The organism is Aureimonas sp. OT7 (genome assembly GCF_014844055.1).
Classification (GTDB): domain Bacteria; phylum Pseudomonadota; class Alphaproteobacteria; order Rhizobiales; family Rhizobiaceae; genus Aureimonas; species Aureimonas altamirensis_A.
On record NZ_CP062167.1, the window covers coordinates 3,775,140 to 3,787,222 of the forward strand.

At 56.6% G+C, this 12,083-nt stretch carries 8 protein-coding genes; 4 read left to right on the forward strand and 4 right to left on the reverse strand.

Annotated features, from left to right (window positions below):
- Positions 1–15: 15 nt before the first annotated feature.
- On the forward strand, positions 16–1,728 hold the full coding sequence (locus IGS74_RS18105) for a hypothetical protein (RefSeq protein WP_192388010.1): 1,713 nt from the start codon (positions 16–18) through the stop codon (positions 1,726–1,728).
- Positions 1,729–1,781: 53 nt separating this feature from the next.
- Here IGS74_RS18105 and IGS74_RS18110 read toward each other — a convergent pair whose 3' ends face one another.
- The gene (locus tag IGS74_RS18110) at positions 1,782–2,951 is read right to left on the reverse strand and encodes a site-specific integrase (RefSeq protein ID WP_192388012.1); all 1,170 of its coding nucleotides are present in this window, start codon (positions 2,949–2,951) and stop codon (positions 1,782–1,784) included.
- 524 nt (positions 2,952–3,475) lie between these two features.
- Between IGS74_RS18110 and IGS74_RS18115 the strand changes: the two genes are divergently transcribed.
- Genes IGS74_RS18115 through IGS74_RS18125 form a run of 3 tightly spaced genes read left to right on the forward strand, consistent with a single transcriptional unit; the run spans position 3,476 to position 8,560 of the window.
- Entirely contained in the window at positions 3,476–4,657 is a 1,182-nt protein-coding gene (locus IGS74_RS18115; protein ID WP_192388014.1) for a Fic family protein, read from the forward strand.
- A 13-nt stretch (positions 4,658–4,670) separates the two neighbouring features.
- Positions 4,671–6,653 carry an AAA family ATPase gene (locus IGS74_RS18120; protein ID WP_192388016.1) on the forward strand — a complete coding sequence of 661 codons (1,983 nt, stop codon included), beginning with the start codon at positions 4,671–4,673 and terminating at the stop codon, positions 6,651–6,653.
- Between the two features lie 2 nt (positions 6,654–6,655).
- A complete protein-coding gene (locus IGS74_RS18125; protein ID WP_192388018.1) occupies positions 6,656–8,560 on the forward strand; it encodes an ATP-dependent helicase in 1,905 nt (634 codons plus the stop codon).
- 38 nt (positions 8,561–8,598) lie between these two features.
- On the opposite strand, the gene IGS74_RS18130 is transcribed toward IGS74_RS18125, so the two are convergent.
- The 3 genes from IGS74_RS18130 to solA all read right to left on the reverse strand — a co-directional run bounded on the left by IGS74_RS18130 (position 8,599) and on the right by solA (position 12,078).
- Positions 8,599–9,087 (reverse strand): hypothetical protein, encoded by a 489-nt coding sequence (locus tag IGS74_RS18130; RefSeq protein ID WP_192388020.1) that lies wholly within the window; start codon positions 9,085–9,087, stop codon positions 8,599–8,601.
- Between the two features lie 20 nt (positions 9,088–9,107).
- On the reverse strand, positions 9,108–10,235 hold the full coding sequence (locus IGS74_RS18135; protein ID WP_192388027.1) for a helix-turn-helix domain-containing protein: 1,128 nt from the start codon (positions 10,233–10,235) through the stop codon (positions 9,108–9,110).
- A gap of 682 nt (positions 10,236–10,917) precedes the next feature.
- The gene (gene solA, locus IGS74_RS18140) at positions 10,918–12,078 is read right to left on the reverse strand and encodes an N-methyl-L-tryptophan oxidase (RefSeq protein WP_192388028.1); all 1,161 of its coding nucleotides are present in this window, start codon (positions 12,076–12,078) and stop codon (positions 10,918–10,920) included.
- Positions 12,079–12,083: the final 5 nt, after the last annotated feature.

A 12,083-nucleotide genomic window follows, 5' to 3' on the forward strand; every position in this document is an offset into this window, starting at 1 on the left:
TGGAGGAGCAAGTCGATGGCCTCGTATTTATTCCGCCTTCTCGCGTTTTGCGTTATTGTATGCAATCCTTACCTTGTTTTTGCAAATGACCAATATCAAAATAGACATAAGTATTGGGATTACAGCAGAACCGCACCATTTTCGAAAGCGGGCAACTGCAAGGAAACGCTGGCTAATTTTGCTAACTTAAATCCCCAGTACATGCACCCAAAATTGATGGCATTAGGCGACAGTCTATATAACGGTGTGCAATCTTTACGGATTAACTGGTGGTTATCTGAATGGTCAGCTCCAAACCTGGTCGCAATCAGGCTGGGACTTATCGAAGAATTTCGCGCGGATCGGACCGGTCGGAGAGAGTTTTTTAGCCCCCAATACCCCGATCATGGGAACATAGCCGAGAATACAAGAAATTTTGGTTTCAGTTTAGAAGATGTAAAGGCCCAGGGTCATTTAACCGGACTAATTCGCTTAAGACAATTAATCCAAGAACAAACTAAAAACATTGATGACCTAAGATTGTACATTCCACCGAACGGTCGGCTTTCTGCTGAAAACCTTTCATTTTCCGGCGCCACTACATCGGACCTTCTATACTACGAAGCCCGTGAATTCGAGGAAATGGCGAGGGCAGAGCGGCCGAAAATTAGGCCGTCATCCTTACTACCGAACGCATCCGCATTTGGATCCTATTTCACGTATGCGAACGCGTCATTCGTCCTCAATCCAACTGACGATCCATGTTGGGGTTCGCTGACGCCGATCGAACAGGTCGAAATTCGACGTCCCGAACGACTGTTAATCAATATTGGATCGAATAATGGGCTGTATGCTGTAGGGTTTATGGGAAAGAGCCTAGAGGAAAAATTATGCTATCGTTCCAAGGAGAAGATAACGACTTGCAAAATGACAATAGCAGAACTCTCTAAAGACGTTTTTCTGAAAGATATTACTCTTATTGTTGATCGTTTATCCAGACTAAAAGATATGAAATTTGTTTATATAAACAACCTAGCCTATCCGTCTCAGGTCGCAAACATTACTTTTTCGCAGTCGGGCAGAGGATTAAGAGCAGGGTTAGCAATTGCAGGCAACAGAAAAATTAGCGCCGAAAATATTGCCAGAGCCGACGAGCATATAAAACTCGTAAACTCGAAACTCCGCCAGATGCTTGAGGATGCCAACCAAACCTCCAAGGGTCCCAAATTCGTTTACGTGGACGTGAATTCCAAGTTAGCTGAGTTTGATTTCAAGCGGTGCAGTTGGAGCCCGTCGGATTGCGGCCAACGGCTCGAGATTGCCCCTTATCGTTTAAACCTCGCCAAAGGTCAGATCCTTGACAATCGACCGCTACGCGCAGCCGGTCAAAGTGGTGCTTTAAGTGGTGAAGCTTTCGCAGCAAAAATTACTGAAGGCGGATTATTTAGTTTTGACAACATGCATCTTTCGTCGATTGGTTACGAGTTGATGGCATATCGCGTCAGAGAAGACATGGCGGGCGTACGCGATCCCGCAATCACGTTATTCAAACCACGCGGATGCGCCGACGATCGAGATCCACGTTACCATATGCTACAAGTCGGAGATTGCGCGCTTGAGTTAACGCTACCTGGATACGCCTTCGCAGACGCAGGGAGGCGCGATTTCGTATTCCAGCGGACCGTGGGCGACGAAGACATACGATCCCAAGCAATTTTAGGCGCAATGTTCAAGTTCGTGTTGCGTTGATCTATCTTGATCCAGTTAACTGCAATCGAGTGCTCAGCCAGCAGTTGAGATATTTAGATACTGAGACAGAAATCAGCCCACGCGTCCATCATGGCACGTCGCTTCTCCAAGGCATCGCCTCGGCGATAGGCGCGCTCGGTCGCATCACCAACGACATGCGCTAAAGCGGCTTCTGCAACTTCTCGAGGGTACGATGTGGCCTCTCCACACCAATCCCGGAATGAGGAGCGGAAGCCGTGGACGGTTACGTCGATCTTCATGCGCCGAAGGATCATTTCCATGGCCATCGCAGAGAGCGGTTCGTCCCGTTTGGCGCCGGGAAACACAAATCCCGTGTCGGACTGCTTTGCCTTCTGCATTTCCTTTAGTATAGCAACGGCCTGGTCGCTCAGCGGGACGCGATGCTCCCTGCCCGCTTTCATTCGAGCTGCGGGGATCGTCCAGACGGCCGAGCGGAGATTGATCTCTGGCCAAATTGCGCCGTAGGTCTCGCCGGATCGTGCGGCGGTTAGAATGGTGAACTCCAAGGCCCTGGCGGACACCGCCTCTCGCTGTCGAAGCAACGCTACGAAGGCAGGCACTTCTCGGTAATCCATCGCGGCATGATGGCCGCGGGACAGCTTGTTACGCTTCGGCAGGAGGTTTGCCAGATGACCTCGCCAGAGCGCTGGGTTTTCGCCGGTTCTAAGTCCCCTCGCCTTCGCTGCATCTAAGACGCGCTCGATCCGCCCGCGTACTCGCGATGCGGTCTCAGGTTTCGTCGACCATATTGGTCGCAGAACCTCCAGCACATCGTCGGTTGTGATGCCGTCAATCGGCTTATCGCGAAGAGACGCCGCATAGTGGGTCAAGGTCATTTTCCACTGGGCGAGATGCTTGGCATTTCGGAAGCCCGGGCCGATTGCCTCGATGAGTTCGTCTGAGGCCTGCCCGAAGGTCAGTGACGTCTGAACAATCGCTCGTCTGGCATTGATGGGATCTCCGCCCTCGGCAATGATCGATCGAGCCTCGCCCGCAAGTTCGCGCGCCCGAGCCAGAGAGACGGAGTTCAAGCCGCCCAGGCCCATCTCCTTCAGCTTCTTCTCGCGTCGGTAGAGGAACGCCCAACGCTTCGCACCCGACTTGTCCACGACCAGATAGAGGCCACCGCCATCGGCGTGCCGGCCGGCATTCTTTATGGTCGCCACACCGCGAGCACTAAGCCTATTGATCTCGCGAGCCAATCGCTTACCCCAACTTCCACCCTAACAGTTTGTTGGGGTAGAGTGGCACGCCATGAACGTCGATGGAACAGGGACCACGATGAAACCCAGCATTTGCAGGTGTTTTTGGACATCATGAGTTGCCGTGGCACAATAGTTTAGCGGACCCTCCCTCCGCCACACCGCCGATTGCCCTCTATAGCGCGATATTGCCACCGATTACCGCCGATGGCCGCAACGTCACCAAGTAGCATACGCACCGCCGATCACCGCCGTTTCTACGATAAATCCTGACATCTCAGCGTCGGCCGAAATGAATGATCTTTCGGATGACTCGCTATCGTCAGTGTTGTCGAGGATGGACTATTTAGAGGACGCAATTGGCGGCGCTACCGCCACTAAAAGCGGAAAAGACTGCCAAGAATCTTTTGCATATGCCTACCGATGATGGTGTCGCCCGTTATTTAAGAGCGCTTATCTTAGCCTACCCACTATTTAAGCCAAAAGCAGATTGCTTAAATAAAGCCGCGTTCGCATAATGTGGTATGTCCGAATCAGCATCCAACCTCCGGCTAGGCCGCTTTGTCGAGACCCCTGTTGCGGGCGAAATCGTGCGTGCCTTCGTACCGCCCCCACTGCCGCCGGAACCGCCGATCGACGTGCTGACCCTTCTAGAGCGGCTAAGTTTGGCGGAGCGTGCCTTGGGGCGCCTGGACGGGATCACGATGTTGCTCCCGCGTCAGGAGCTGTTCCTCTACATGTATGTAAGGAAGGAAGCAGTCCTCTCGTCCCAGATCGAAGGAACGCAGTCGACCCTTTCAGACCTGCTCCGCTTCGAAACCGAGGCGCAGGCCGGCCAGCCGATCGACGATATCCGTGAAGTATCGAACTATGTCGATGCGATGATGTATGGGCTGGAGCGTCTGGAAGACTTGCCGCTGTCACTGCGTCTGATCCGCGAGATGCATGAGCGACTGCTGCAAAGCGGGCGGGGCGGCACGAAAAATCCCGGCGAGTTTCGGCGGTCTCAGAATTGGATCGGTGGTTCACGTCCAGGCAACGCACTGTTCGTGCCGCCACCGCCCACCGAGATGGACGCTTGTCTCGATGCGCTTGAGCGCTTCATGCACGAGGACGGCTCGCGTCTGCCCGCCCTGATCAAGGCTGGGCTGCTGCATGTCCAATTCGAGACCATCCATCCGTTCCTGGATGGAAACGGCAGGATCGGTCGCTTGTTGGTGACGCTGTACCTGTGCGTCAACGGTGTGCTGCGCAAGCCGCTGCTCTATCTGAGCCTCTACCTTAAAACGCATCGCGTCGATTATTACCGCCTGCTTCAGGAGGTGCGCGAGCACGGGGCATGGGAAGCCTGGCTCGATTTCTTTCTTGCCGGTGTTGCGGATACGGCCAATCAGGCATTCGAAGCAGCAACCCGGATTGTCGATCTGTTCAAGGAAGACCGCGAGCGGATCACGACAGAGAGCGACCGGGCCGGCTCGGCGCTGCGTATTCATGACCTGTTTCAGCAGAATCCGTTCCTGACCGCCAACCAGCTCGTTCACAAGACAGGCCTCTCGGCGCCCACAGTCAATGCGTCGCTCGCCGATCTTGAGCGGTTCGGTATCGTCGAGGAAATCACCGGGCGCAAACGGGGCCGCGTGTTCAGCTACCAGCGGTATCTTGCCATTTTGAGCGAGGGAACCGACCCGCTCCCCACTACGGCCTGATGGGAGGAAGTCTGTGCGTATAGAATCTGTAACCCTGTCCGGCTTCCGCTGCTTCGGTCCAGATCCGATTACGGTACCGATCTCATCGGAGATCACGGCTGTCGTCGGCCCGAACGCGGCAGGCAAGACGGCTTTGCTTCATGCCTTATCGAAACTGTTCGGTGTGTCACGTGCGCAGCGCACCGTTCTGCGATCCGATTTTCATCTTGGCGCAGATGACGATCCCGAGGATCGTGAACCAAAGGATATGTTCATCGACGTGCTGATCGGTTTGCCTGAACTGGCCGACGGTACTGCGACGCCGGAGACCATCGCGCCGTCGTTCCGGCACATGCAGATTGCGAGAGCCGGTGATGATCCGGTTTGTCGGCTGCGTCTCGAAGCGCGATGGGAGGATGACGGGACCATCGAGGGCGAAGTTTCCCAAGATCTATTTTGGGTCGATACCCTCGACGACGATCCGGTCGAAGACAAGTGCCACCCGGTCTCGGCAGCGGATCGGGGCCTGATCCAGCTTTATTATACGCCCGCCAGCAGGGATGCGGCTGCCCAGATCAAGGCTACGACAGGCGCGCTCGCCGCTCGTCTGCTCCGGGCTATCGAATGGTCATCCGAAACCGAGGAGGCGGTGGAGAAGGCTTCCGAGAATCTGGCGACTGCGTTCGAGGAGGAATCGGCTATCGCCGCGATCGGCAAAGCCCTGCAAACGCGCTGGTCGGGCCTTCACGACGAAGTTGTCGATACCAAGCCGCGCCTCAGCCTGGTCAGTCGCCGGTTTGAAGAGGTGATCAACAAGATCGCCGTGATCTTCGAGCAGGGACCGGACGGCCAGGAGCGCGGCCTCGATGCCCTGAGCGATGGGCAACAATCGCTGTTTTATTTTGCGTTGGCCGCAGCCGTTTTCGACCTGGAGCGCCAGGTCGTCGCCGGAACGGTCGAGGGCTTCCGTGATGACACCCTACGGATTCCCGCGCTCACGCTCTTCGCGTTGGAAGAGCCAGAAAATCATCTTTCGCCTTACTTCCTCGCACGTATCATTCGCCAAGTCCGCTCCTTGACCGATGCCGGTGGTGCGCAGGCCATCGTTACCAGTCATTCGCCGGCGGTGTTAAGCCGCGTCGATCCGCGTGAAGTCCGTTATTGCCGCTGTGATCCGAAGACGCGCGTTTCGACGGTCAAAAAGATCAAGATGCCGACAGGCTCTGATGAGACGGCCAAGTTCGTCCGCGGCGCGATGCTGGCCTATCCTGAACTCTATTTCGCCCGGTTCGTGCTGCTGGTGGAAGGCGATTCCGAACGGATCGTCCTGCCTCGACTGGCCGAAGCGCTCGATCTCCTCATTGACCCCGCATTCGCCGCCATCGTGCCGTTGGGCGGACGGCATGTGCAGCATTTCTGGCGGCTGCTGAAGCATCTGGGTATTCCGCACGCTACGCTTCTAGATCTCGATCTGGGTCGCGAAGGCGGCGGCTTTGGGCGGGTCAAGACCGCGATCGAGAACCTCATCGAATTCGGCGCACCAAAAGCCGCTCTCCTGAAGATCGATGGCGGCATGTTGTCCGACGAAAGTTTCGAGAAGATGCACACCTGGCAAGACGAGGAAGATCGCAAGATTCTGAACGGATGGGTCAATTGCCTAAAGCCGCACGGTGTCTATTTCTCGGCGCCGCTCGACCTCGACCTCGCCATGCTCGAAGCGTTCCCTGATGCATATAAGGCGATCGTTCCCAAAGGCGGAGGACCGAAGATGGCGGCCGATAAGGCGGCAGAGGTCGTGCTCGGGACGACGGGGCCAGGGACCACGATCTATACCGGCCCGTTCAAAGATTACCCGACGCTGCTTCCCGCCTATCGCTATCATTTCCTCACCAACAGCAAACCTGCGACGCACCTCGCTGCCTTGACGCACATCAAGAAAAAGGACTTGGCCGCGAAAATGCCGTCGGTTCTGGCCGAGCTTCTGAAGCACATCTCCAAATCGTTGCGGCGGGATTAGCCATGGCGGTGCTCTCGCGGCGGGTTCGACCGGATGATTGGAAGCCCGTGGGGGTGGACGCACTCGAAGCGAATGCGCTGAAGGTTGTGCGTTCGACAGACAACCGATCCGTTATCGCTGGCCCTGGCGCGGGCAAAACGGAGCTGTTGGCACAACGCGCCGCCTATCTTCTGCAAACAGGTAGCGCATCTCCACCCAGGCGCGTTCTGGCCATTAGCTTCAAGCGAGACGCTGCCACGAACCTCGCCGCCCGTGTCCGGCAGCGCTGCCATCGCAATCATGCGGGGCGCTTTGACTCCATGACGTTCGACGCCTTTGCCAAGGGGTTGATCGACCGTCTAGGACAGGCGCTTCCCGATCGCTGGCGACCACGTCCCGATTACGAAATTATATTTCCCAACGATCGGGACTATCGCGACTTCCTGTATCAGCAAGCTGGCACGCCTCCAGCGTCAGTAGGCAGCTATGCCGACCTTCAGGCGATCGCGGTGAAAACGTTCGAGCGCCGTTATCTGGTTGGATCGCCATTACCCTTGGACGGCTGGGCGAATCCATCCCCCGGCCAATGGGCCGCTGAGCGATTTTGGCAAATGTCGCTCCATGAGGGAAAGAAGAGTATTCTATCCTTCCCCATGATCGGCCGGCTCGCCGAACTCCTGTTGCGGGTCAATCCAATGGCCCGCGATGCGCTCCGTCTTACCTATTCGCATCTGTTCATGGATGAGTTTCAGGATACGACACAGATTCAATACGATCTTGTCCGCACGATCTTTCACGGAACGAATACGATTATAACGGCCGTCGGCGACAATAAGCAGCAGATCATGCGCTGGGCTATGGCGATGGACGATCCATTCACCGCCTTTGATGCCGACTTCGCTGGCAAGCGAACACCGCTCTATAACAATTATCGCTCTTCGCCAGAACTGGTGCGCATCCAGCATGTCCTTGCACAGGCTCTGGACGCTCGCGCTGTAGCGCCAATCTCAAAGACCGCAGGCACAATCTCGGGCGATAGTTGCGCGATCTGGGATTTCTCGACACCGGAGATCGAGGCGGAGCGCATGGCTGCGTTCGTTACCGCCGAGATGAAAACGCACAACCTCGGTCCGCGTGATTTCGTTTTGCTGGTTCGGCAGAAGGCTCCCGAGTATGCGGCCGTCCTTGAGCCGGCCTTTGATGCCGCTGGCATCCCCCTGCGCAACGAGGCCGGAACCGTTGGGGCGGTCATGCTGCAAGAACTCCTGGCGGAAGAAGCCTCTGAAATGGCGATCGCCATTTTGCGCCTCGCCATGACCAAGCGCGCCGGTCGGTATTGGACGGAATGCCAAGAGGCGCTTGCGGCCCTGCAAAGCATCACACCTGATGACGCGGCTGCGCAGTCCAGACTTGTCCGGGAGTTGGACGCCTACACAATCAATCTTTCCAAGGCGCATTCTGCTCCGCCAAAGTCGAAGGCGGCGGCGCGCACGATCATTGACGACGTTTTGGCATTCGTCGGTCGAGATCGGTTGATTGCAGTTCATCCCGCTTATGGTCAGGGAGGCTGGCTGGAAAAGGTGCTGGATGCCGCCGCCGTCCATCTATCCAGATCGTCAGCCAGCAGCGGCGACTGGTCAACGGCGCTCGACGCCTATGAGGGTGTCCACGCAATACCGCTCATGACGATCCATAAGAGCAAAGGGCTGGAATACCACAGCGTCATTTTCATCGGTCTTGACGATGGCGCGTGGTGGAGTTTTGCCAACGATCAGATCGAGGCCACGGCTGGCTTCTTCGTCGCTTTCACTCGCGCGAAGCAACGGGTTGTCTTTACCTACTGCGCTCGCAGAGGCGCACGAAGCAAGATTGCGACGCTGTACGGCTTGCTGGAAAAGGCAGGAGTTCGAACATTCTCGATGACTTGAGTTGAATCGCCAACTCTCCGACTATGGAGAGCGGGCAATCAAGCGGCTTCGTCATCATCTCTGTCGTGACGTGCGGCAGCTTCCATTTCGGCAACGTCGTCAGTGAAATCGAGCACTATCTGAATAGGCAATTCAGTGGGGTTCTCATCGTTGAAGTGATCGACATCCTGCTTAACCTGGAAGCAGTCGTCCGCGATGGCCTTACGACGCTGACTAAAAGATTTTTCCATGAACGAGCGAGGTGCGTTGTCGATGTCTGCCCATAGGCTCAATTGAACACCACCGATATTGGTTCGGACAGAGTGTTTGGCTCTGTACTTCCTGCCCTGGGCGTCGATCCGCTTCTCCTGCCGTAGGCTTTCGGCCAGGGCCTCACGGCAAAGCTTTACCACGTCGCGCGGTTGCGGGCGGTAAAGCCCCTGTTCGATTGCCCAAGCAGCGACGTTGTCGAGCGATACCGGAGAGAAATCTACCTCTTCGGTATAGCGATCGAAAATCGCCTGCATTTGCTCAGAAAACTTTGCCATTCATCACCATCATTGAAAATCTAGAGATGCGCTTCGGCAACATGGCCCCAGCCATCGGTTACAGCAGAATTCACTACATAACGCCTCACCGGCACCTGATATTTACGGAGGTAATCATACCTCTTCATCCGCTTCTGAAGCTGTCCGACCACAATCCCTGGGTGGACGCCCATCAGCGACGCAAATCCGATCACATCCCGTTCCGAGAAATACGGATGCTTGCGAGCATAGAAGGAATCCATCTTCTGATTCGGAACGCAGAAATCAGCAGCAGCCATATTTGCGACGCGCTCTTCATCACTGTCATTCTTCTCATCAGACGAATTATCTCCCGAGAGATGATCGACCATGCCAATTGAGCGTTTTCCGTGTCCCTCAAGGACATGTTCAATTTCGTGCCGCAAAACAAACCAGAAATTATCAAGGCGATCATACAGAGTTGACATCCCGATCACTGGAGATTGGTCGTCAAGCCAAGTACACACACCGTCGATCTTCGCGTTGGGCAGAGCCTCCACAACGACAAACCTTACGCCGCATTCCGCAAGCAAAGCCGGCACAGTTCCGACGGCTTCAGGATCAACCATTAAAGCCCGCAGCTTTGGGAGCGCGTCACGAAGTTTGTCGGGCGAAAACGCGCGCACCGAAATATTGTTCGCAAGCTGCCGAACCCGAAATACCCAAGCCAACTGATGCGGCGGAGTTTCGTCGTAATGCGTCCTTTTGGCAGCAAAGGCGATCGCATTCGGCCCCTGATCGTTGGCGACTTCGAAAAATCTGTCCATCTGAAGCTGAAGCAATGAAGATTCACCATCCTGAATCCAACCTCGGCGGATCATGTCGCGTACAGGATACAGGGTTTGGAGTTCTGCCCTAGTTTTTACGGCCGGATCGGGTTCCTTCGCATTCTGTAAATCATACTGACCTTGGAGGTTCAGAAAGAACTGAGGAGATGCATCGAAGGCGTCGCCAAGCAGCCGCGCCATATCAGGGGTGATAGCCCGCTTTCCTGACAGCAACGGATTCAACTGCTGTTCGGTCTGCCCAAGAATGAAAGCAAGATCGCGCTGCGACCAGCCACGAACCTCCAGCTCAAGCTTGATAAATACGCCGGGGGGATCGATTGCGACGGTATTGGTGCCGGCCATTATGCGGCACCCCTTGTTTGCTCTTCCATCGCCCTAACGATCACTGTCATAGCACTATTCTTTTCCTCAATCCGTAAGACCATCGCCCACTGAGGCGCTAAAGCCACCAAAAGCTCTGCAGACCCCGCCACTCGCGCTCTTAGGCCAAGACTCCTCCAGTTCTGCATGGTGCGAACATCAGGGGCGGCTCGAATTATGCTCAACCGTTGACGCGCAGATTGAATGACGGCGACCGGCAGCTTTGTGTCTGCCGCACGCTCCGTTTCAATTAGGGCCAACCGCTGGTCTGCGAACTCGATCTCCATTAGGCGAACCATAACTGAGTCGTGCAAGGCCGTCAACGCAACTTAACGCAAGGCGTTAAGTTGCAAAGTAGAGTTCGCCTATATGTGCCACCGAATGCGCGATATCGCCGCCGATAGGCCTCGAAAGGGCACCTATCACCGCCGATGGCCGAACCCTCTGAAAATTCTCCAAGAATGTCAGATGGCTACGATGATTTCATAGTTCTCATCTTCATCGGGCGCGGCCCGCCAGTTCACTTCACGATCGTTTGGTTGCCGAGATCGACTGATCTCAGCAAGGTGTGACGACGGGCCGTATCGGCGTCCTCGACTGTGACCACGCCGGGGGAGCGGTTATCGCACATTGCGCCGGAGCCGTGTCGCTTCCGTCCGTCCACTCAGCGCCCGAAGCGTGATACGGAAAACGGCCGAAGCTCAGTTTCGCCTCCATGGGTGACTTCCCGTGCGACGGTTTCGCCAATACCGGCCGAGTGCTTGAACCCATGTCCGGAGCAGGCCGAGACCACGAAGACATCCTTCATTCGCGGATGCCAATCCAGGATGAAGCCGCGATCGGGCGTCATCGTGTAAAGGCAAGCGGCCGCCTTCACCACCCGTGGGCCGACACCCGCAACCCGCTGGGCGATATGCGTTCGGAAGAATTCCGCCGATTCTGCCGGCAACACCTGACGATCGATCGCGTCGGCGGTGGTCGTCTCGCGATAGGTCTCGGTCGCGAATTTCTGCGCGCCCTCTCCCGGCAGCGGTGGGAAGCCGTAGAAGTAATCGCTGTCGCCGTCACCGTGCATCCAGATGATGACAGGTTCGCTTGCGTCTTCGCGACGTTCGAGCTCGAACCAGTGGAGCACCTGCCGGTTGACCGAAAGAAGAGCGTCGAACGGTGCACCAAGCAGCTCCGCACTCCAGGCGCCGGCGCAGACGACCACGCGCCGCGCGCGGATCGTGCAGCCATCCGTTTCTATCCGCACGCCGCCGTCGATCGCCTCGATCGCCAGGACGGTCGTGTCGGTCTTCAGATGGGCGCCATGCCTGCGCGCCTCTACAAGCTGCGTTTCGATGCACAGTTCCGGACGCACGAAGCCGCCGCCCGGCTCGAAGTAGGCGACGGCGTCGTCGGTGATCCCCGAAAGATGGGGGAAGCGTGCTCGGATCTGGCTTGCCTCCAGCCGCTCATGCGGGATTGCGAAGCGCTCGGCCGCCACAAAGGTCCGTGCCAGGAAGTCGGGCTTGCCGTGGTGCGAACTCTTGAGATCGCCCGGCGCAACGATGAGCGCCCCGCACTCGGTCAGGAGCGGCTTGCCGGTGGCCGCCTCCAGCTCTTTCCAGATCGCGTGCGAGCGCAACACGAAGGGGACGTAATCCTCTCCCTCGCCGACCGCCATCCGTGTGATGCGCGTGTCGCCGTGGCTCGATCCCTGCGCGTGCGGCGGCGCGAAGCGGTCGATGCCGACGACATCGACCCCGGCCTTCGAGAGTTGGTACAGGACGGCGCTTCCCATTGCGCCCAGTCCGATGACGGCGACGTCATGATTGTCCATTCGTC

Coding starts and splice junctions, on each gene's coding strand:
- IGS74_RS18135 (WP_192388027.1), bottom strand. CDS start 10,235: ATGGCCGGCACCAATACCGTCGCAATCGATCCCCCCGGCGTATTTATC.
- IGS74_RS18125 (WP_192388018.1), top strand. CDS start 6,656: ATGGCGGTGCTCTCGCGGCGGGTTCGACCGGATGATTGGAAGCCCGTG.
- solA (WP_192388028.1), bottom strand. CDS start 12,078: ATGGACAATCATGACGTCGCCGTCATCGGACTGGGCGCAATGGGAAGC.
- IGS74_RS18115 (WP_192388014.1), top strand. CDS start 3,476: ATGTCCGAATCAGCATCCAACCTCCGGCTAGGCCGCTTTGTCGAGACC.
- IGS74_RS18130 (WP_192388020.1), bottom strand. CDS start 9,087: ATGGCAAAGTTTTCTGAGCAAATGCAGGCGATTTTCGATCGCTATACC.
- IGS74_RS18105 (WP_192388010.1), top strand. CDS start 16: ATGGCCTCGTATTTATTCCGCCTTCTCGCGTTTTGCGTTATTGTATGC.